Annotated in this window: 25 protein-coding genes, 1 tRNA gene and 1 pseudogene; 1 reads left to right on the top strand and 26 read right to left on the bottom strand. The window is 61.5% G+C overall.

The features are described 5' to 3' along the window. Positions 1–47 precede the first annotated feature (47 nt). From V5G24_RS09975 to V5G24_RS09850, 26 genes and pseudogenes are all read right to left on the bottom strand, one after another. Positions 48–1604: a DUF4055 domain-containing protein gene (locus V5G24_RS09975; protein ID WP_394085268.1), complete on the bottom strand. Its 1557-nt coding sequence runs from the start codon at positions 1602–1604 to the stop codon at positions 48–50. Then, positions 1605–2864 (bottom strand): terminase large subunit domain-containing protein, encoded by a 1260-nt coding sequence (locus V5G24_RS09970; protein WP_324495655.1) that lies wholly within the window; start codon positions 2862–2864, stop codon positions 1605–1607. A 91-nt stretch (positions 2865–2955) separates the two neighbouring features. Beyond that, positions 2956–3528, bottom strand: coding sequence for a hypothetical protein (locus tag V5G24_RS09965; RefSeq protein ID WP_394085266.1), 573 nt, complete (start codon positions 3526–3528; stop codon positions 2956–2958). After that, entirely contained in the window at positions 3528–3713 is a 186-nt protein-coding gene (locus V5G24_RS09960) for a hypothetical protein (protein WP_394085265.1), read from the bottom strand. The genes V5G24_RS09965 and V5G24_RS09960 overlap by 1 nt, the downstream gene beginning before the upstream one ends. Positions 3714–3889: 176 nt before the next feature. Continuing rightward, positions 3890–4027 (bottom strand): hypothetical protein, encoded by a 138-nt coding sequence (locus V5G24_RS09955; protein WP_394085263.1) that lies wholly within the window; start codon positions 4025–4027, stop codon positions 3890–3892. Positions 4028–4029: 2 nt separating this feature from the next. Beyond that, complete coding sequence (locus tag V5G24_RS09950) at positions 4030–4218, bottom strand: hypothetical protein (RefSeq protein ID WP_394085262.1); 189 nt, start codon at positions 4216–4218, stop codon at positions 4030–4032. 919 nt (positions 4219–5137) lie between these two features. Next, positions 5138–5224: transfer RNA gene (locus V5G24_RS09945), tRNA-Ser, on the bottom strand. A 115-nt stretch (positions 5225–5339) separates the two neighbouring features. Beyond that, positions 5340–5921, bottom strand: a complete 582-nt coding sequence (locus V5G24_RS09940; protein WP_394085261.1) for a hypothetical protein — start codon at positions 5919–5921, stop codon at positions 5340–5342. A 178-nt stretch (positions 5922–6099) separates the two neighbouring features. Next, positions 6100–6237: a hypothetical protein gene (locus tag V5G24_RS09935; protein WP_394085260.1), complete on the bottom strand. Its 138-nt coding sequence runs from the start codon at positions 6235–6237 to the stop codon at positions 6100–6102. A 233-nt stretch (positions 6238–6470) separates the two neighbouring features. Next, positions 6471–6773, bottom strand: a complete 303-nt coding sequence (locus tag V5G24_RS09930) for a hypothetical protein (protein ID WP_394085259.1) — start codon at positions 6771–6773, stop codon at positions 6471–6473. Between the two features lie 3 nt (positions 6774–6776). Continuing rightward, positions 6777–7337: a hypothetical protein gene (locus tag V5G24_RS09925; protein WP_394085258.1), complete on the bottom strand. Its 561-nt coding sequence runs from the start codon at positions 7335–7337 to the stop codon at positions 6777–6779. Next, entirely contained in the window at positions 7337–7816 is a 480-nt protein-coding gene (ssb, locus tag V5G24_RS09920; protein WP_394085257.1) for a single-stranded DNA-binding protein, read from the bottom strand. The genes V5G24_RS09925 and ssb overlap by 1 nt, the downstream gene beginning before the upstream one ends. A gap of 1 nt (position 7817) precedes the next feature. Continuing rightward, positions 7818–8459, bottom strand: a complete 642-nt coding sequence (locus V5G24_RS09915; RefSeq protein ID WP_394085256.1) for a hypothetical protein — start codon at positions 8457–8459, stop codon at positions 7818–7820. A gap of 1031 nt (positions 8460–9490) precedes the next feature. After that, positions 9491–10849 carry a DUF4942 domain-containing protein gene (locus V5G24_RS09910; RefSeq protein WP_394085311.1) on the bottom strand — a complete coding sequence of 453 codons (1359 nt, stop codon included), beginning with the start codon at positions 10847–10849 and terminating at the stop codon, positions 9491–9493. Between the two features lie 2 nt (positions 10850–10851). Beyond that, positions 10852–12195 (bottom strand): DNA-methyltransferase, encoded by a 1344-nt coding sequence (locus tag V5G24_RS09905; protein ID WP_394085255.1) that lies wholly within the window; start codon positions 12193–12195, stop codon positions 10852–10854. Beyond that, positions 12192–12377: a hypothetical protein gene (locus V5G24_RS09900; RefSeq protein ID WP_394085254.1), complete on the bottom strand. Its 186-nt coding sequence runs from the start codon at positions 12375–12377 to the stop codon at positions 12192–12194. The genes V5G24_RS09905 and V5G24_RS09900 overlap by 4 nt, the downstream gene beginning before the upstream one ends. After that, positions 12374–13594: pseudogene (dnaA, locus tag V5G24_RS09895) on the bottom strand (chromosomal replication initiator protein DnaA); the annotation flags it as partial. The gene V5G24_RS09900 and the pseudogene dnaA, both read right to left, overlap by 4 nt. Positions 13595–13604: 10 nt before the next feature. After that, a complete protein-coding gene (locus V5G24_RS09890; RefSeq protein WP_394085253.1) occupies positions 13605–13844 on the bottom strand; it encodes a hypothetical protein in 240 nt (79 codons plus the stop codon). Between the two features lie 16 nt (positions 13845–13860). After that, entirely contained in the window at positions 13861–14532 is a 672-nt protein-coding gene (locus V5G24_RS09885) for a hypothetical protein (protein ID WP_394085252.1), read from the bottom strand. Continuing rightward, positions 14529–14888 (bottom strand): putative PDDEXK endonuclease, encoded by a 360-nt coding sequence (locus V5G24_RS09880; RefSeq protein ID WP_394085251.1) that lies wholly within the window; start codon positions 14886–14888, stop codon positions 14529–14531. The genes V5G24_RS09885 and V5G24_RS09880 overlap by 4 nt, the downstream gene beginning before the upstream one ends. Then, positions 14888–15178: a DUF2312 domain-containing protein gene (locus V5G24_RS09875; protein ID WP_394085250.1), complete on the bottom strand. Its 291-nt coding sequence runs from the start codon at positions 15176–15178 to the stop codon at positions 14888–14890. The genes V5G24_RS09880 and V5G24_RS09875 overlap by 1 nt, the downstream gene beginning before the upstream one ends. A 17-nt stretch (positions 15179–15195) precedes the next feature. Continuing rightward, positions 15196–16269, bottom strand: a complete 1074-nt coding sequence (locus tag V5G24_RS09870) for a KilA-N domain-containing protein (RefSeq protein WP_394085249.1) — start codon at positions 16267–16269, stop codon at positions 15196–15198. A 51-nt stretch (positions 16270–16320) separates the two neighbouring features. Continuing rightward, a complete protein-coding gene (locus tag V5G24_RS09865) occupies positions 16321–16695 on the bottom strand; it encodes a hypothetical protein (protein ID WP_394085248.1) in 375 nt (124 codons plus the stop codon). A gap of 315 nt (positions 16696–17010) precedes the next feature. Then, positions 17011–17208: a hypothetical protein gene (locus V5G24_RS09860; protein ID WP_394085247.1), complete on the bottom strand. Its 198-nt coding sequence runs from the start codon at positions 17206–17208 to the stop codon at positions 17011–17013. After that, positions 17205–17687, bottom strand: a complete 483-nt coding sequence (locus tag V5G24_RS09855) for a hypothetical protein (protein ID WP_394085246.1) — start codon at positions 17685–17687, stop codon at positions 17205–17207. Before V5G24_RS09855 ends, V5G24_RS09860 begins: the two co-directional genes overlap by 4 nt. Beyond that, entirely contained in the window at positions 17684–17920 is a 237-nt protein-coding gene (locus V5G24_RS09850; protein WP_394085245.1) for a helix-turn-helix domain-containing protein, read from the bottom strand. The genes V5G24_RS09855 and V5G24_RS09850 overlap by 4 nt, the downstream gene beginning before the upstream one ends. Before the next feature lie 91 nt (positions 17921–18011). On the opposite strand from V5G24_RS09850, the gene V5G24_RS09845 reads away from it, so the two are divergent. Continuing rightward, the gene (locus V5G24_RS09845) at positions 18012–18635 is read left to right on the top strand and encodes a S24 family peptidase (RefSeq protein WP_394085244.1); all 624 of its coding nucleotides are present in this window, start codon (positions 18012–18014) and stop codon (positions 18633–18635) included. Positions 18636–18688 lie beyond the last annotated feature (53 nt).

Raw genomic sequence — 18688 nt, 5'->3', positions numbered from 1 at the left:
TGACCGTCCGGCCGTAGGCATTAAAAACCGCTCGAACGCGGGGAACCCTATGCTGCCGCGGCGCGCCCGAACGGCTCGCCCGTAACAGGATCGATCTCGTCTTCCGGCTCCAACCCTTCGTTCTGAAGGGCAAGCCGCTCGTCTTCCTCGTCCTGGTCGTGATCGTCTGCCAGGATGCCGCGGCGCTTGAACTCCAATGCCACGGTGCGCTTGGAGATGACCCCCTGCGCTTCTGCCTTCAGGAGCGCGTCGAGCTCCTTGCCCTCTCCGGTCTCTACTGCAAAATCAGTGTAGACGACGGCCTCGGTTTGATCCGGGATATTGAGCCACTTGGACGTCAGTGCGAGGGCGCGATCCAGCGTATCCTTGAACAGGATCGCCCAAGCCTGCACCTGCGAGCTGGCCTTCTTCGACACGTTCGCCGCCGTGATGATGGTCATATTGGCAGCCATGAGGGGCTGCATGCCGAGGTCGCGCATTTCCTGCCGATGCGCGGCAAGATCATCCTTCAGAAACGTGAGGGACGAAGCCGAAGGCTCGATGAACACCCATTCGCCGTGGCTCCCGTCCATGCCTGGAGGGGCGAAGAGCACAGAGCGAGGGCCAACCGGAACAACGATGCTCTTCCCGTCCGCGCCGGTGCCGGGGACACCATTGCCCGCCAGCATCGGGAAAGCCGTGAGCGTCTTCGTCGCCTTAAGGTTCGATTCCTGCTGGAATTCCTCAACCTGCATATAGGCAACATCGCGCAACGGCGGATCGACCACGAACGACGTTCCGTGCCGCTCGCCTGGGATGAACGGCACCATGGGGATTTCCCCGATGGTGTATTCGCCCTGGTCCTTGACCACCCACGATTTCGTGCCGTTGGGCTTGTCCTCGATTTCCTCCCACAGGGTCCAGATGGCCCCGCCCAAGGAAACCGGCATGTCATCCGGGCCGATCTCCGTCACAATGCGATCGAGAACGCGGACGCAGCGCCGCGTCACCTCCTTGAACCCTTCCCTTACGCGGGACACCTCAAGAAGCCTGACGTGGGCGAGCACTTCCACACCTCCCACAAACACGCTGTAGGCGGCAATGACCTGTTCCGGCGGCACGTGCACCCAATAGGGGCGAAGCTTCTGTGCGGTTTCCTCTGCCCGTGTCAGGGGGCGCCCGTCAGGATTCGGCCTCGATCGCGTATAATCGACCAAGATCCAGGACAGACCCTTGTCCATCCCGGTCTTGAATGACTTCGACGCGAAGACGTGCAGGCTGTTGCTCTGCCCATCGATGTTATCCACCAGGCCGCCGGAGCGCTTCTTGCTCGCGTCCATGGTGCCGACCATGATATCCGGTGCGCCCTCGGCAAGAACCGTCTCCTTGGAGAACGGCTTCGACGCGAGGTTACGCGAGATATCGGCATAGATGTTCGTGAACGGCGCGTGCTCGACGCGGATCTTATAGTCCTTGTCGCCTTCGTTTTCGAATTGCGGCAGATAGTTCTTACATGCCGAACGCATGGCCGGCGCGCCACCGAGGATAGCGGACACCATTCCCCAATATGGTGCCATGGCGGAATAGTCAGAGGACGGCGCGCTCGGATCGGGCTTATCGGTCATTTATCTTTGCCCATAGGTTCCGAAGATCGGTGCGGCCGGCGGTGCTGTAACCATGAGGTCAGTGAAAGCCCATACACGGGCGTCCAAACGGTCAGGCGACCTAACCCCGGATAGAGGTTCCCACTCGCAAAGCTGGTCTTCCAATTTTGGGAATGACCCCACATGATGGATCTTATGTTGCTCGTCTAAAGCCGCGATCGGTTCCGCCCGCGCCTGCTTCCCCCGGCTCGCGTGAACGGCGCGGTAAGCAACGCTAGGAGACGTCCTCAGCCCCTCTAGACGCATGGTCTTCGCGGTCAATTGGATTGTCTGCCCGATCCACTCACCACCGTTGTTCACCTCGCCAACCACGCGATCGGCCTGCCAGTCGTCATAAGCCTGGATGGCCCTGCGAGCCGCCTTGTCAGGTGACAGGCGTTCGGACAAGTCCGCCAGCACAACGCCGTGACCGTCTGCCCTGAGCCCCGCGACGATGATGCCCATCTCGTCCGCGCTGTCCGAGGACGTCGCGGCGGGGTCCATGGCGACAACGATGCGAACCATGCTCGCGATAAGCTGCTGGCGTTCGTCCTCGCTCGCCCATTTCGGCAGGCGGTTTTCCTCAATCAGCCCGCGCGTCCAAAGCGCGCCAGGAACATCGTCGAGAATCTCTGCCTCGATCTCCTGCCGTCCAAGGCGCGTCCCCATCAAGGGGGCAATCACCTCGCGATAGAAGACCGGCGACAGGTTCTCCTTGTTGTCCCAAGTCGAGCCACGCGTAACCAGCGTTGACGGGCGCGCCAGAAGTTCCTTTAGCAAGGCCGAAGGCCTCGGTGTCGTGGTCACAATGCCGCGCGGGTTGCCCTCACGCATGCCGAACAACATATTGTCCCAGCCGGCGCGTGCGTATCGGCTCTTTGCCAACTCGTCCCACCAGAAGAACGAACCCGATGCGCCGCGAAGCGTCTCAGGGTCTTCCGCCGAGAACAGCAACGCCTTACACCCATTGGGCCATGTCAGAGTCTTTTTGGATGGCTCGTGCAGCGGCCGGTATTCCGGCGGCCCAACCTTCAGAAACCCGGACGGCCCCTCAATCGAGTATTGCCGCAGATCGAACGGCGAATCCGCGATGATGGTCATTACGGCCGGCGCACCAGGTGGCGCCTTCATCGGGGTCGGCCCGCGCAACATGCGAGCGATATTCTCAACCGCCGTTCGCGTCTTGCCCCAGCCACGGCCCGCGAGGATCATCCACACGAACCAGTCGGCGCCATCAGGCATCGTGCTGGGCAATTGCTGGTCTGGCCTACCCCAGAACCCCCAATCCAATTCGAGGAACGATAGCTCCTCAGGCGAGAGGCCCTTGAGGAACCTATTCCGCTCCGCCAGAGGCCGAGATGCGAGCCAGCTTGCTTTCGATTGAGGCCTCGATCTCTTCGAGCTTTCGATCTGGGGCTGGGCTTGCTCCTGCATCGGCATCCAGATTGTGAGCCTGTCTCTCCAGCGGGATAAGCCGGGCCTTCACGCGGGCGAGCTTTTCGAACAGGTCCCCGACGCTCTCTTTCTCGCCAATGAAGGGGCCGTCAGTATCCTCCTTGTTCAGGAAGGCTGCGAGGCGCGTCGCGAGCAGCGCTCCAATAGCTCGAAGCTGCTGGAGGTCTTTCCGGTGTGTGAGTTGGACTTCCTTGCCGAGTTCTGACGCGGCATCAATGATGTCTTCGTCACTCGCACGTGGCTTTTGCGTACCGTCGTTGCGTACCAGCTTTTCGCGTACCGCAGCGCGTACCTTGTCGGCTAGAGGGCGCTCCCACCCTTCAGCCTTGGCCTTCTTGCGGATGGCGCCTTCTGAGACGTTATGGCGGCGGCCGATCTCGCGGGCGGACAACATGCCGGCGCGGTACTCGCGCTCGATCGCCTCCCAGTCTGTTCGTGGCTTATCGGCCATCAGTGCACCGCTGCGCCTTCCAGCATCTCGTCTTCGTCCCCGTCGAGAGGAGCAAACAGCTCCGGCGCGATGGCGTTAGCCTCTTCCATGAGGTGCGCAGCGAAGTGCTGATCATCCATCCCGAGTACGGCCTGGGCAGCAGTGAGGAGGGCAGCAGCAGCGGCACGACGTTCCATGTTGGTCATCGGCGCTCGCCCCTTGTGTCCAGATACAGAGCGATAGCCACCACCAGGGCTATCCACCATAGGGTGTGCCTGGATAGGTGGTGCATGGGGTTAGGTGTTGGGGCGGGGCTCACGCACGCCAGCGGCTCGGAGGAGCGCGTGGGCGAGGCGGATGATGGTGGACCAGAAGAGCTTGCTCATTTCGTCACCTGCCCCACACCCTTGGAGATGCCGGCCCAATCCGTGCGGGGCGAGGCACAGCCGGAAAGAGAGAGCGCAACAAGGGACACGATGCACACGGCGAACAAGGTCGCGTCGATAGCCGCGCTCTTCATGGTCAACCCAACTTCGCCCGCACGAGGCAATCCTTTGCCTCCAAAAGCTTGCGCAGACCCGCCGACTTCTCGGCTCCATCGGGCAGCACTTCATCCATTTGGCGCGCGAGGTCGCCGATGGGCTTACTCACTTCCTGAAGGAGCGAAGGCAGGTGCTCGTAGGCGAAATATTTCATGATAGGAGAAGCCATTAGGCTTGCCTCTCTGTATGGGGTTCGGAAGGCGCGGCTCCTAGAACGTCGGGTAGACGTGCGCCCTAATGGGCTAGAGGAGGCGTTCCGCGCTCTTCCGAATTCGGGATTGTGTGGTGAGCCGCAGCGCCTATCGGAGCCTTGCGGGATGGGAAAAGCTAGGCGCGACCGCGAACGATAACGATAACGATAACGGTCCAACCCATCCACTGCGGTGTTGCTTTCGAGAGATGCGGCTACTTCCGCATCTCCTCTTCAGGCGCAGCACGCCAGAAATGCTTGCCGTCCTTCTCCGAATCCCATGGGCTGCCGAAGGCTTTGGCCGGCGCGGGATCTTCGCCAATACCCAAGCTGACCCTAGCGCACCGGCGCGCTCTTCGGTTTTCGGCGCGCTTGAACTCCTTATCGCTCTCGGCTGTCGTGTTGCCGAAGATCGGGGTTCGCCTTTTTGATCGCGCCATGGGAAGGCTCTCGAAATGTACCCTCGCGGGCCGGTTCGCAACTCCCGGCTTACATGGCGGTTTCCTCGCACAAGCCTACGAGGCCCCATCGCTCAGCGAAAGCCGCCGCGAGATCAGGGAGGGGGTGACATGAAGCCATCATTCCATGTCTGAGGCGCTTGATGCTTGCGCCCCAAGACACCCCCGCAACTTACTCTAGCGGGCCGGTCGGTCACTGGCTCCGATCACAGCCGTCACCTCACCTATCCGACACGGACCCGACGACGGGGTTCCGCTAGAACTGGTCCGTGCAGTCACGCCCACGGCGGCATCTAACAACGCCCTGAGGGGTGTGCCGGGGCAGTGACCGTTTCTCAGGGCTAAAACTGGAGGAGGGCGGAGGGATCGAACCCCTGACCGTTAGGTCACCCTAGTTTTCGAGACTAGTTGCCGGCCATTCAGCGGCACCCTCCTGAACTTGGCGGAGGGGGCCGGGATCGAACCGACGCATCCTTTCGGGTTCACCGCCTTAGCACGGCGACGCATTACCGCTCTGCCACCCCTCCGCAACCTGATGAGCTGTAGGATGACATGGCGGCCTCTACGAATTGTTTCGAGCCGTGCGCCTGCGGGCGCGAATCTGGCTCATATTCACTTTGTCCCACAGTCGCGTACTCGGCGTCAATGGTCTTTTTGCAGTGTGCCCCAAAAAATTGCGAGACGATGCAGCCCCTCGGACAGCCGGTCCACAGCAATAGCCCGCCCGCGATCCAGATTGGAGTGCCCGCTGATCATGCAGCCGACTTCCGCAGGGTCTTGCCAATCAAGGATAATCGGATCGAGCACGCGATAGAAATACATGCCCAAGCAATCTCGCGCGCCGCGAAACTGCCCCCTGTGATAAGCTACTCGCTCGCTGCTGGGCATTGCACTTGGAGGCAGGGTTAGACCCTCGCCCTTTGAGCCGGCGCCGTAGTCAATCGCTCCGAGGCCATTAAGCCCAGACAGGTACCAGTGGGAATAATACTGGTCTCCCGCCTGATGCAGGATCGTATTGTGGTCCTTGTTATTCCGGTCCAGGCATTGGCGAGTGGCCAGCCGAAAGAGGGGCTCGTCTTCCATTCGCCGGACGCCATCCGCGCCTACGCGCACGTCGCCTCGTGCATGCGCGAGGCGCTCGGGTGTCGGGACCGGGATTAAAGCGGCGCGCTCTGCCGCCCGGTCGATGATCTTGGGCTTTTGCTTCAGTGCTGCCTTGGCCATGGTCAGTCCTTTCGCACCTGGATGATGCAGTAACGCCTGCCCCGTATTGAAAACTCCCCGTCACAGATCCACTGCTCAACCATCCTTACGGTGCCAATAGCGCACAGGATGAACCCGCCCGCGCCGGCGCCAAGAACGGTAGTGATTACCAGGGCGGCTAAGGATAGTTCGACCATCGTCACAACCCCGCTAAAACAGAGGAGCACGACTGCACAGCCGGCGCAGGCGCATGAGCGAAGCCCGCGCCGAACAACATCGACGCCGCCGCGATGAACGCCGCCGCCGCGCCAAGGCCCAACTTCTCGACTATCGTCATTGGCTCACACCTTCCGCCGTCTCGCATGTTTCTCGCGTGTCTTGCGCCAGCCCTCCCTTGAGCGCCGCTCGCATCTCCTGCACCAGGGCAAGCTCTGCCTCATGCCGCTGGGCTGACTCGTCGTTGCCCTCAGATTCCATTCGCTCGACCCTGCGCCCTAAGACGGATGCCCGGCATCCGAGGGCGGCTATCAGAGCGTCACGCTCGGCTTTGGTGCCTCGGAAGAGCATGTGTTAGCGCCCACCCGGCCTGAGAGCGGCGGGGATGCCAAGCGCGCGGCGGACTTCCTCCTTCGCGTCCTCTGCGCCTGCGCGCACCCCTTTGCGGTATCCGCTCTCCCACATCTCAGCCATGACCGTCTGGAGCCCGTCTGCCCAGGCGGTAGCGAGCACCTGAGTGCCAGACTGCGTGACCATCTCGTAGACGATCATGTGCCCGTCGTTGGCGCTAAGGACTGGGGTTTCGTCGGGGTGGCGGAAGCGGTAGAGCCATCCTTCACACCACTCGTCGAGTTTCGGTGTGCTGTTGCGACCCATCTCCTATCCCTCCCCCTGGTTGGAGAGGTCGGGGATATCGAGGGCGGCGAGGACCGCTCGGGCCGCTAGCAAACCATCTTCCATGGTCGCCGATTTATCGTCTGCTCCGCTGCGCCAGTAACGACCCAAGTCGGTACGCCCGTCGCCATCATCTCGTTTCGCAAAAGCTTCCCGCACGACCTCCACCGCATTGATGCCCATGGGGGCAGCAGCGGGCTCGATCACCAGGGCAGAGCGGATGCGCTGCTCATAGTCGGATTGAGCGGCGGCTTTGGCGTCTGTGAGGCTGGCGTACCGCGAAAGATCGATCCGTGACCCTGAAAGCAAAAATGGCTGACGGCCGTCCAGATCGACTGACGAGCGGTCAGATTGATCGTCGATGAAATAATAGCCGAAGGCCGTTTCGGCTCGGAACGGATTCCACTCCAGCGGCTTCACCTTAGGAGGGGGCGAAAGAGCCGCGCGGGCTTTCCATCCCTCCCAGGCTATAGACCTCGGATGGATCGCGGGAACATTTTCCCACCACCACTTCTCGAACGCCTCGCGTTCTGCGCCCTCGTCCATCAGCGCACCTCCGGTGCAAAGGGAATTTCGTCGTCCATATCGTCGCTGATCGGCCGCGAACCAGCCGAACCCGACGCCCGCTCAGATCGGCTAGGAGCCTCGTCAGCGCCCGCTTCACGCTCCGATGAACCCATCCCGCTCAAAATGGTCAGTTCGCCCCTGTACGGGCGCAGGACGATCTCCGTGGTGTATTGCTCGCGGCCATCCTTCTCGTACTTGCGGGTTTCCAACTGGCCTTCGATGCACACCATCGATCCCTTCTTCAGAAACCGCTCGCAGACGGAAACAAGATTTTCGTTGAGCACCGAAACACGATGCCACTCTGTGCGCTCTTTCCGCTCGCCGCTCTGCTTGTCGCGCCAAGACTCACTGGTTGCGACGCTTAGATTAGCAACCCTTCCGCCGTTTTGAAAGCTGCGGATGTCCGGATCACGGCCCAAATTCCCAACAATAATTACACGATTCACAGACCCAGCCATTTCACCACCCGCCCTTGTCTGCATGATTTACGCCCGCAGGATTGCCGGTGCGCCGTCTCGTTACTGTCGGGAGCGCGGCCACGGCCGCTGCCGTGATTTCAGCAGCCCGATCGAAGCTCGGACGATCCAGTTCGCGCTCCACCTCGGCTTCCAACAGCCTGCGAAGCTGAACGGCATGCCATCGGGCCGGAAGGGATATTTCATCCACCAGGGCTCGCAGCTCCGGCGGCGCGGGAACAAATTTCTTGCTACACCCCGTCCTCGCCTTGAGGATGCGCCTAACAGCCTCTTGGAGGGCGAATGCTGGGGCGTCTTCGAGCGCGATCAAGAACCCCTCGGCATTAGCGTCCACCAATTCGGGCTCAAGATCGCGGGTATACAGGCTAGCTTGCAGAACGGCGCACCATTTGCCGCTCTCAGCGGGCGAAGCCGGCGCCAGATGTGAGGCTAAACGGGATGACGTCTCCTCCACAAACCGACGTTGGCTCGCCGTCAATGCTCGCACCTCCGGAATCCGAGGGCGGAAATCCTGGGTCAGTGCGGCGAGCGACTGCCTCAGCCAAAGCGGCGACATTTCGAGCGGCTCCAGAAGGGCGGCGCGGGTGTCTGTCGTCTGCCGGGCGGGCGCTGTCTCTGCGGTCATAACTGCCCTCCAGGAGCTTTGTGAATGACTTGGCCTGCAAGAAGAAATCCAGGCTGGCACGCCAGCCGCGGTCGTTGTCGCCGGTCAGGAACGGAGAGCCTCGCGCTCTGGCTATGGCGCCCCGCCAGCCCTCCAGGCCGCCGCAATCCGCCAACCTCTGGCGCAGGGCAGACCGGCGCGGCGCGGTGAGCCGCTGGGCAACAGGCCATCCGGCTTCCTGGGCAACGTCGTTGTATGCCTCGACAGCCAATTCGCAATCGTCTGGGGCATTTTCCTTAGGCGGGGTGGGGTGAGCATCCGAAGGATGCGATATCTCTAATTCTGTCTCTGTCTCTGTCTCTGGGGCGTTACAGTGCGTTACAGGTGCGTTACAGGATTCTGTAACAACCTCTGAAACGGCCTGTAACTTTCTCGCGCGATAGTCCTTAACCCTCTGGCGACTATCATCTTCTCGCCTCGGCTGCCGCTTTTCCCATGCAGCTATCCGGCCACCTTCGATCAGGCTTTTATCGCGCATCGCTGCGATAATCGCATCGACTTGCTGCACATCATATCCGAGCACGACAGCGCACTCTTCGCAGTCCGCCGCTGAAATATCGCCTTCGGCGGGCTTAGCCAGCTCCAAGAGATAGGCCCAAACCGCCACACAATCCCCGGCGCGGCAACCGGCGCGTGCCGCCACGATGCGCCACTTCGGATCGTTGACCGTCCCAGCCCACCAGCGCAGCCAGCTCATAGGGCACCCCCGCGATTGCTTGACCGGAGAAGCGCCGCCATCTCCCGCGCCGACTGTCCAATGCTGATGCTCGTGGGGTACAGAGCGTGTCTTTCGTCCGCCCGCACACCGATATCAGCCAAGGCGCTAACGAATTCGGCGAAGCGCTCCCCAGCCACACAGCCGTCTTCCAGCGATAGTCTAGCCTCTGCCGCTCGCTTTGCTTTGATGTAGGCTTCACGCGTGGCCCTGACGCGAAGATGCTTCACGTCGTCTGCGCGCTTCCGGCGATATTCCAGGGAGATTATCTCTGCGCTCATGCCGCCTCCCGGGCTTGCTCTGCCTTATGGATGGCCAGAACTGTGGTGCAGATATTCGTCCCGCTTTCCGAAAACGAACCCACAGGAAGGTCATGCCAAGACCCGTCCAGGAGTCCATGGTCGTAGCGCGCCGTCGCGGGAAGGATCGCCGTCAGGGTGCCGCCGGGGCGCAGGAATTTCAGCGCGTGCGCCACGTGCTTGGCATAATGCTTGCCGGCGAAAGGCGGGTTCATAACCACGCGGTCAAAATCTCCAGTCGGCTGCGTCTCCAGGAAATTCGCCGTCAGGACACTGTGGCCCTTAGCCCGGCATTGTGCGGCCCGGCCGGCATCGTACTCGACGCCATAGACGATCGCGCCAAGTGCCCGCAGTCCGTCCAAGAACCGCCCGCAACCGCAGGACGGCTCTAGCACGCGCTCGCCCGTCTTGATGTAAATCTCTCCAAGCACCCGCTCCACAACGGAGACCGGCGTCGGGTAGTATTGCAGATCCTTGGAAACCTCTGTCCCGGCGCGCGGCTTGGATGGGCGATCTTCCGCGGCATCCGGGAGCACGTCGCCATAGTATTCCGCCAATGCGCGATTGACATCCTCTAAGGCCACCGGGCCGAAGAACAGATGGCCATTGCCGTTCTGAAACCGGCGCAGCCACACGCCGCGCGCGATCGCCTCGAATGTGCGGGCTTCGTCGCGCCGGTTATTTGGGTCCGGGAACTCGCCTCCTTCGTTGAGAGCATCGCCGTCCTTCTGGATCAACCGCAGCTCGTCATGGGTCAGAAGCGGCTTTCCTTGGTAAGCGGCAAGAGCATTCAAGACATCCCGCATACGCTCCATGCCGTAGCAGCTGGAATATTCCGAGAACCCGTGTAGAATAACACGCTTCGGCAGCCCCTTGGCTCCGATCTTCACCTTTTCGTGGCTCTTAAACACGGGGTCAAGATCGGCGAATGCTTCCGCCAACCCCCGCAGGATCGAGCCCCAAGGGTCAAGAATATACGCGCCGAACTTGTCGCGGATGTTGTCCACGGTGAACGGTGGCGGCGCTTCGAGCATTTGCTGTATGCGCTTCTTGTCCGCCGCCGTTGCGAACGTCTCCAGGGAATAGAGCTTGTAGCAATGCCGCCATGCGGAACGCAGAAGGCTGGCGCGCATGTCCCGCTCGTCGATATCGCCCGCCTTGAGGGTGTAGTTGCCCCATTCGCCGCCGATGGTGCTCGCCATCTTCACGTCGGTTTGGGCCGCTCCGAACGCGGAAAGCGCATCCGGGATCGCCGCGCACTTGGCGTCGTATTCCGCCACCAGGTCGGATGGCTTGCGCCGGCCGGTCGTGACCTCGCTCCCTTGGAGGATGTGCATGGTCACGCGGCAGGCTCCCCAATTTCGAAAAGAGGTCCGGCCGGGACATCCCCATGGCGAGCCTTTATGCTTTCTCTTTTCTTTTCTTCCGGGCCGGCCAAGCACAGCGCCATTCGGCGGCGGACATCGGCCTGATAGGCGGGCTCGCGCTCGATCAGGACAGCCGAAAACCCTTCGCGCCACGCCGCTTCGCCTGTCGTGCCTGTGCCCGCGAACGGATCGAGCACCGTTCCGCCCGGCGGCGTCACCAGCCGCACAAGCCAGCGCATCAGATCGACAGGCTTGACCGTGGGATGCTTGGAGCCGATGCGGTCATCGGCATCAGCTTTGGCGGAATAAAAGAAGCGGGCGGCGGAACTCGTGTCGCCGCGCGGTGCCATAAAGGGGCGAGGTCCCATCCCTTGGCCATAGACTTGCCGCTCTGATGTCTGCCCATCCACGACCCCGCGTTGCCCGAGGCTTTCCGGGAACGTCGCCAATACTTCGTCGCTGCCGTCGTGCATGACATTGGCAGGCCAACGGCCGAGATCGTTACCGGCAGACTTCCGAATCCTGCCTTTGCCATACACATTGTTTTCAATTTCAGCGCCCATAACACCGCCAGAACGTGCTCTCTGAATGGCAATGTCGTCAGCGCTCGCAGGAACCCGGCACCCATCAATATTCAGCGCACCCGTGCCGTGCTCCAGCACGTTCTCGGCCACCGTGCCAGAAAGAGGCTTGCGGGCGAGGATGATCGGTTCCCACGCCGGCTTCAGCGCGCCTCCCCACGGCCCGGCCGGATTGCCATCCAAATCCTTGAAGATGTAGCCTTTTTTATTAAACCCCGTGCCATACACCCAGGCCAAAAGCCCCTCGATCCCGAGCAGGTCCATCACCCGCAGGAAGGCGGAAAGCTGCGCTTCGTCCAGCGATTGCACGAACGCGCGCACGATGGGATCGAGGCTCACCAGCTCCAAGATGGAATCGCGGATCTCAAACCCCGCATCCTCGATCGCGCAGGTGAGCCGGTGATAGGAGCGCGTGCCGCCGAAGGCCAAGACATGCCCACCCGGCTTCAGAACCCGCAAGACCTCGCGCCAGAATTCCATGGCGAACGCCGTCTCGCCCGTGTCCCACCCCTGCCCCATGAAGCCTGCGGCTGCGCGCGCATAGGCGCCATCCACACCATGCTTCGCCGGTGCCGATCCCGGCTTTCCAAACCGCTTTTGGATCGAGACGAGCGCGTAAGGCGGATCGCACACCACGCTGTCGATGCTCGCATCAGGCAGCGTGCGCAATACGTCCCGGCTGTCACCACAATGCAGCGCCACCCGGTCATCAAGGAAAAGCTCTGGTGTGCTCATGATCCGCCCCGCTCATTGGCACGGATCTTCACCGCCGCATCGCCAAGACGCTTCGCCGCGCTCACCACGCGAGCCTCCAGGAACTCAGCCGTCGCCTTGAGCGCGCGGTTGCCCTTGGCCTGCCGATGCAATTCCAGGATCGCGTTGGCTTCCTGCTCTAGGTCGTGGGCTTTGTCGCTCATGTGGAAAGACCCTCGACCTTGGTGCGAAGAGCGGATATTTCCATGGCAAGACCGACGTCACTGCCAATCAGGCCGTCGATCTTGCGCACCGCGTGCAGAACCGTGGTGTGATCGCGCCCGCCGAACCGGCGGCCGATCTCCGGCAGGGAGCGCAGGGTCAGCGTCTTGGCCAGATACATGGCGATCTGGCGCGGCTTAACCACATTGGCGGTGCGGCGCTGTGACAGAAGGTCGGCGCGAGAGACGTTATAATGCATTGCCACGACGCGCAGAATCTCGTCCACCAGAACGCGCTTGGGATCGCACGGGCGCACGAGGTCGCGCACGGCGTTCTCGGCCATTTCCATGGTCACCGGCTCGCCAGTGAGCTTGTTGAAGGCGAGCAGCTTGTTCAGCGCGCCATCCAGGCCGCGCCCGCTCTGGCCGACCGTGCGGGCCAGCAGTTCCAGGACATTGGCGGGAACCGAGAAGCCGCGATGCTGCTCGGCGAGGGCCGAGGAGCGGGTCTTGAGGATCTGAAGGCGCAGGTCCTCTTCCAACTGGCCGAGTTCCACCACGAGGCCGCCGGCAAGGCGCGAGCGCACCCGGTCGTCGAGCGCGTCGAGCTCGGACGGCGGACGGTCGGCAGCCACCACGACTTGCCGCCCGGCATCCATCAGGGCGTTGAGCGTGTGGCAGAATTCCTGCTGCATATTCTTGCCGGTGAGGAATTGCAGGTCATCGATCACCAAAGTGTCGATGGAGCGCAGCGCATCCTTGAAGGCGATGGCGGCATGGGTCTTCAGCGCAGCGACGAAGCCGTACATGAAGCGTTCGGCGGTGAGATAGACCACGCGCCGCCCGCGGCTCGCGCCGGCCCAGGCCACCGCCTGAAGCAGGTGCGTCTTGCCGAGGCCGACGGCCGCATGAAGATAGAGCGGGTTGAAGATCGGCCCGGCCCCGGGCACGGCCTCCGCCACCTGACGGGCGGCGGCATGGGCGAGCGTGTTGGACTTGCCGAGCACGAAGGTCTCAAACGTGAGGCGGGCGTCGAGCGGTAGCCCCGCGTCCGAAACAGGCGGGGCGCTTCGCACCAGAGCTGGGGCTTTCTGTTCCGATACGGGGTTCGCGACAGGCGGGTCAGATATGAGCCTCCCAGCGGGCTGCCTTGCCGGCGCCCCGGGCCACAGCTTCTCCCGCCGCACGAGGTGCGCTTCGTGCTGGCGCCTCTGTTCGGCTGTATTGATGTCATGCGCGAGCATTTCCAGCCCCCCGCGTCATCACTGCCCGGTCAATCAAAGCCCGCGTTTCAGCGTCCACAGACCGCGCGGGAGGGGAGAACATGCCGAGTTGAGGAAAGAAGACAATCTTCGTTGCCTGCCCCGTTTCAGCAAGAACCTTGCCGGCCTTTTCGCGTCGCCGAAGGTTGACCATCGCCTTGCGGGCTCCGTCCCGGCGCTCGCGCGTCTGCTTTGACATCTTGCTCATGATCTAAAACTCTCGGTTAAATGCTTGCCGTAGCCTGCGATGCGCCGATATCCGACGTGCGACACTTCTCATGCTTGTTGATGACTTCGGGCACATTCGTCTTTGCCCATGCGCTCAAGGCTTGCGGGGATACCTTCCGGCACTCGATATTCTCAAGTTCCGCAGCAATCTTTTTCCAGCTGCGACCAGATTTCCTTCCCGCACGAACGATATCTTCACGATGTGATAAGTCGCGCCACCGGCCATGTCGCGACTCAACGCCACTTTCCTTCAGTCGACGCGCAAGCCTGCATAGTGGAATATTATCCGAAGATCCCACCTTGCGGATAGATGCGCCAGATTTCACCCGCGCCGCCGCCTGCATCAGCTTTATCTCTTCAGATAACGTCAGGCGATTTGCTTTAATGTCATTTTCTCCCAAAATAACCGAAACAGCAGTCACACAGACGCCAATTTCGGCCGCTATCTCAGGGTTTGTTTTGCCAGCGCCCCACGCCTCGATAATTCGTTTCCTGCGCGTTTCCGTCTTATCCATGATCAGCGGGAGGCGCGGCTTTCGCCCATTTTCGGCAGCGATCTGGCGGACACGTTCGCGCGTTAGGCTGAATTTCTGCCCGATAGATTCCAGCGTCTCCCCTGCGTCGAACAAGGACAGAATTTCGAGATTTCGGGCGGAGATGGATGTCATTGATCCTGTCCCAAGAATTGAGCCTTCGCGTGTTCAGCGCATTCGAGCACCCGCGCAGCATCCGAAAGCCGGAGAACAATCAGCGGGTCTTTGCGATCCGCCTTGATGACGAGACCGTAATTGCCTTCAAGCCATCCGTAGATCATCGCGAAACCTGACGATCTCGCCTTGACTTCGATGCGCTCGTCTTGTCCGAGGACCGGAACATGAACGTCGCCACCGAAGCGATCCGAAGCGCGAGCGATTGCACCCTGACCGGAGAGCGGGACGCGTTCTGCGCACAGCCCGTGATCTTGGAGGATCTTGACGATAGCGCGCTCGATGCGGGCGCCCTTGTCGCGGGATTTCTTTCCCATCACAGAAAGATGCCGAGGGCCTGGGCATAGAGGTCAACGATGGCCTCGTGCTCCTTGCGATCATCCACGTCTTCCTTGCGGATCTTGAGGATGGCGCGCAAAGCTTTCACGTCGAAGCCGTTCGCCTTGGCCTCAGCGAAGACATCGGAAATGTCTTCCGTGATGCCCTTCTTTTCTTCTTCGAGCCGCTCAACGCGTTCGATGAAGGACTTCAGCTGCTCTTTGGCGAACCCCGCAGGAGCATCGGAGGAATCAGAGGCGGACGTGTGGCGTGCGGTATCGTCGAACATTGGAAAATCTCTCTTGTTCAGGATGACTTGTGGGTGGCGCGGCGGGCGGCGCCGAAATCAATCACGCCCTGCCCGCAGGCGGTGGCGTTGTGCCCGCTCACCAGTGCCGCGCCCCGGCTATCCATGTAGGCGGCAGCGAAATCGCGAGGGAACAGCCACACATTGGAGTGCGGGCAGCGCCGCAGCGACACCGGAGGATTGGATACGGCGGCCCGGCTGCGCAGCTCGAAGCCGATCTTGACGTTGACGCCGCGCCGGCCCTTCTGGATCGCCTTGGCATCGTCGAGAAGCTCGCGCACGGACACATAGTCCAGCACGGCCCGGCGCGGGTCAGATGCGATCGCCTGTTCCACCTCGTGGCCGATCATGAGTGGGACGGCGCGCTCGATCTCAGTCACCTTGCGGGCGAGCATCTTGATCATGCCGTTCATGCGCTGGATCATCTCGCTGTCAGGCAGCGGCGCCGGCTTACCCTCCATGTAGCCGCGCACGATGGTGTTGCACCAGACGTGGAATTCGGGGGACAGATACTTGGCGTAGGCGATGCCGATCTGCCAATGGGCAAAGGTGGTGCCGCCCCGCCCTTGGTCGGTTTGCAAAAGGTGGGAATTTCCCACCATTGTCTCCAGATGCTCGATGAAGTCCCGCGCGGCCTTGGAGCGGAGCCATTCCACTGGGCGCTTGGACATATCCGATCCGGCGGCGCGCCACATATCGGTCAGGCATAGCCGGTCGTCTTCCGCCTGGATCGCCCGCCCCTGATAGGACAGAGCGGACGGGCGCGGCATGGCGATGTGGCCGATATCATCCGAGACAAAGGGTGCGGGCTCCGCAACCGGTGCGGCGGCCTCAGAACCCCATGCCCGCAGTTCTCGGCGCAAGTTCGCCGCCGAAATGGTCGGAGACCTCCGGCTACTCGGGGTGCCCGCGAACATCACTTTGCGTTCCTTGCCTGCGTATTCGAACCGCAGGCAAGGATGCGGGCGCCGATCCTCGACCTCGTGGCGCTCCACGCCGTACTCCAAGAGCACGCGATGTAGCGATTTATACACGTCGTTGTTGCGGATTTTCGAGAGAACATCTTTCGACATCAATCCCTCCTGCCGAGCCAAGCGCTCAAATCCATCCACCGGCCGGCGAACCTATTCGCCCGGCGCTGTCCCCATTTGCGGACAGGCCAGGGCAGCCTGTTCCTCAAGACGCGCAAGACGCGCCCGCAACTCCGCAATTTCCCCATTGATTTGTGCCTCTTCGTGAGCACGCATCAGGCCCCGCACCCGATCAAGCTCTTCCGCGCGGACTCGCCCGCGCCCGTACCAAAGGTCAAACGCTCGGCTGTAACCAAAGCCAGTCTTGCGCGCGACCTTGATGATTAACGCTTTTACGCTCTCACCAGCACTGACCGGTTCGGCCAAACGCCGAAGGCCAGTGCTCATCTCCATGGAAACAGACGACGCGGTCATATCGCGCTCACAAGGATTTTGGGAAAAACCCCAAGGATTTTGGGAAAACTGCATCTCTGCCTCCGGTAGCTTCTAACCATCGACGGAGACAGAGAAAATGCTTACGAAGACACGCACCACGACTGAACTTGCCGGGACGGACGCGGCGCGTGCGAAGAAAGGCCCCAGCCCGAAGGCCGGGGAAGTTGGCGCGGGGGAGGAAATCCGCGCCGGGGGATGGCAGTCCATCGGCGCCCTTGCGGCATCCGTTATGGACAAATTGAGGTTGCCAGCGGATCGCACCGCCGCTGGCGCCGGCTGTGAAACGGAAATTCCGGCACGAGGCGTCGGGCTTCCCGCTGCGATCTGGAATGGAGGTTTCGGACATGCCTAACCCCAATACCGGAAATAGAAATAGGCGAATTCGGACAGGACAAAGCCGGCGACAAAGACGATGCCGGCGTGCCGGTGCCGCATGAGCGTGCCGATGGTGATCGGCTCTCGTTGCATGGCGCGGCGTGCGGGCGCGGGCTTGAGAGCCGGGCCGGATAGGTCGTCTAGGAGCTGGTGGCGCGCGAGGATGCTCATGACGCACCGCCGCGCGAACCAGAATTCATCCGAGCGTAATGTCCATCACAAGCGCGCAAAGCAGCAGCAAGCCGACGCTGATGTTTCTCGAACTTCGTGCATCGCACGGAGTGGTCGGAGAGTTCATTCAGGCTCGCGTTGATCATTGCCCGCGTCGGAAACTTGGGCGCAATCAGTAGGTTTTCATTGGCGAGGATGCGAGACAGCGCGGAAACGCTCACGCCAGCGCCGGACTGGATCAAAATCCAATCGAGTGTTCCTGCTGGCTTCTTCTTATCGACGTAGCTGCGGGCGCCGTCCCAAATCTCTCGCACCAATTGATGCAGAGCGCGCGGGGACTTTACGCCGGCCTCCCGCGCCGAATGGACAATCGCGTAGCCGTACTCATGGACACATGCGCGCCACTCCGGCGTCATGCTGTCCATATCCGCCCATGAGCGTTCGCGGCGCGCGCCTTGGAGAGGGATATCGCCCATCATGCTGCGCCCTCCTCACGTGCACGTGCACGAGGGGCTGCGAAGAAGATGGCGTCCTTCAGCTTGACGCCCCGTTCGTGAGCCGCCGCGCGGATGCGCTCCAAGTGCGTCAGATCCGGAGACGAGCGGCCGTTCTCCCACCGGGAAACGGTCGCCTGCGTTGTTTCAGCAATGCGCGCCATCTCGGCTTGCGAGATTTTGAAAAGCTCGGTTCTGATATGAAGCAATGCACTCATACATCCATATACGCATGCGTATCGGCGTATGCAAGCAAAATATGCGTAAGCGTATTGGACGTTTTGCGGCGCCGTGGCGTATAGCGCGAGGATGGATGTGCCCAAGACACTTCTGACGATAATCGACCGCACCGGCTGGAATCAGGACCGGCTTGCGGAGCGTCTCGGCACCACCCAGGCGACTGTTTCCCGTTGGATGAGCGGCAGCGACCCGAGAGGTGCCAAGCGAGACGCCATTCGTCGTTTGCTAATCGAGGTATCGGCGGGTGATTTAGACAGCATGGATGTTGCCGCACTCAGCGGTGCAGGTCGTCGCCCGGCCGACCGTCAGATTCCCGTCGTTGGATATGTCGGCGCTGGTTCCGAGGTCTTCACTTTCGACGATCACGAAAAGGGAGGCGGGCTAGACGAAATTGAAGCTCCGCCAGGCGCATCCTCTCATGCTGTCGCCGTCCGCGTCCGGGGCGAAAGCATGCTGCCAGCCTACCGCGAAGGCGACCACATCATTTACGACGAGCTGGCGACGGGCGCCGACATCGCTCGCTACATCAATAAGGAGTGCGTCGTTCGGCTCACTGACGGGCGCACGTTCATCAAAACGCTCGCGCGCGGTTCAGAGGACGATTGCTGGACTCTGTGGAGCTACAACGCTCCGCCAATGACCGACATGCTCTTGGAGTGGGCGGCTAAAGTCCGATGGGTTGAGAAGGCGTAGCCGCTCGACTTTTCTCACTCTCTGCGCAACCATAGAGCGCAGGGAATGAGGGG

Source organism: Roseixanthobacter finlandensis (genome assembly GCF_043195105.2).
GTDB lineage: Bacteria > Pseudomonadota > Alphaproteobacteria > Rhizobiales > Xanthobacteraceae > NCEH01.
The sequence above is the reverse complement of the archived record's forward strand: the minus strand, read 5'-3'. Positions and strand labels throughout refer to the sequence as shown.

Bases quoted from the DNA above. Each gene is read 5' to 3' on its own strand.
- V5G24_RS09845 (WP_394085244.1), top strand. From the start codon at position 18,012: ATGGATGTGCCCAAGACACTTCTGACGATAATCGACCGCACCGGCTGG.
- V5G24_RS09960 (WP_394085265.1), bottom strand. From the start codon at position 3,713: ATGACCAACATGGAACGTCGTGCCGCTGCTGCTGCCCTCCTCACTGCT.
- V5G24_RS09910 (WP_394085311.1), bottom strand. From the start codon at position 10,849: ATGCACATCCTCCAAGGGAGCGAGGTCACGACCGGCCGGCGCAAGCCA.
- V5G24_RS09860 (WP_394085247.1), bottom strand. From the start codon at position 17,208: ATGAGCATCCTCGCGCGCCACCAGCTCCTAGACGACCTATCCGGCCCG.
- V5G24_RS09915 (WP_394085256.1), bottom strand. From the start codon at position 8,459: ATGACCGCAGAGACAGCGCCCGCCCGGCAGACGACAGACACCCGCGCC.
- V5G24_RS09940 (WP_394085261.1), bottom strand. From the start codon at position 5,921: ATGGCCAAGGCAGCACTGAAGCAAAAGCCCAAGATCATCGACCGGGCG.
- V5G24_RS09865 (WP_394085248.1), bottom strand. From the start codon at position 16,695: ATGCAGTTTTCCCAAAATCCTTGGGGTTTTTCCCAAAATCCTTGTGAG.
- V5G24_RS09905 (WP_394085255.1), bottom strand. From the start codon at position 12,195: ATGAGCACACCAGAGCTTTTCCTTGATGACCGGGTGGCGCTGCATTGT.
- V5G24_RS09885 (WP_394085252.1), bottom strand. From the start codon at position 14,532: ATGACATCCATCTCCGCCCGAAATCTCGAAATTCTGTCCTTGTTCGAC.
- V5G24_RS09935 (WP_394085260.1), bottom strand. From the start codon at position 6,237: ATGACGATAGTCGAGAAGTTGGGCCTTGGCGCGGCGGCGGCGTTCATC.
- ssb (WP_394085257.1), bottom strand. From the start codon at position 7,816: ATGGCTGGGTCTGTGAATCGTGTAATTATTGTTGGGAATTTGGGCCGT.
- V5G24_RS09855 (WP_394085246.1), bottom strand. From the start codon at position 17,687: ATGATGGGCGATATCCCTCTCCAAGGCGCGCGCCGCGAACGCTCATGG.
- V5G24_RS09870 (WP_394085249.1), bottom strand. From the start codon at position 16,269: ATGTCGAAAGATGTTCTCTCGAAAATCCGCAACAACGACGTGTATAAA.
- V5G24_RS09930 (WP_394085259.1), bottom strand. From the start codon at position 6,773: ATGGGTCGCAACAGCACACCGAAACTCGACGAGTGGTGTGAAGGATGG.
- V5G24_RS09965 (WP_394085266.1), bottom strand. From the start codon at position 3,528: ATGGCCGATAAGCCACGAACAGACTGGGAGGCGATCGAGCGCGAGTAC.
- V5G24_RS09880 (WP_394085251.1), bottom strand. From the start codon at position 14,888: ATGGGAAAGAAATCCCGCGACAAGGGCGCCCGCATCGAGCGCGCTATC.
- V5G24_RS09975 (WP_394085268.1), bottom strand. From the start codon at position 1,604: ATGACCGATAAGCCCGATCCGAGCGCGCCGTCCTCTGACTATTCCGCC.
- V5G24_RS09875 (WP_394085250.1), bottom strand. From the start codon at position 15,178: ATGTTCGACGATACCGCACGCCACACGTCCGCCTCTGATTCCTCCGAT.
- V5G24_RS09890 (WP_394085253.1), bottom strand. From the start codon at position 13,844: ATGAGCAAGATGTCAAAGCAGACGCGCGAGCGCCGGGACGGAGCCCGC.
- V5G24_RS09950 (WP_394085262.1), bottom strand. From the start codon at position 4,218: ATGGCTTCTCCTATCATGAAATATTTCGCCTACGAGCACCTGCCTTCG.
- V5G24_RS09850 (WP_394085245.1), bottom strand. From the start codon at position 17,920: ATGAGTGCATTGCTTCATATCAGAACCGAGCTTTTCAAAATCTCGCAA.
- V5G24_RS09925 (WP_394085258.1), bottom strand. From the start codon at position 7,337: ATGGACGAGGGCGCAGAACGCGAGGCGTTCGAGAAGTGGTGGTGGGAA.
- V5G24_RS09900 (WP_394085254.1), bottom strand. From the start codon at position 12,377: ATGAGCGACAAAGCCCACGACCTAGAGCAGGAAGCCAACGCGATCCTG.
- V5G24_RS09955 (WP_394085263.1), bottom strand. From the start codon at position 4,027: ATGAAGAGCGCGGCTATCGACGCGACCTTGTTCGCCGTGTGCATCGTG.
- V5G24_RS09970 (WP_324495655.1), bottom strand. From the start codon at position 2,864: ATGCCTGATGGCGCCGACTGGTTCGTGTGGATGATCCTCGCGGGCCGT.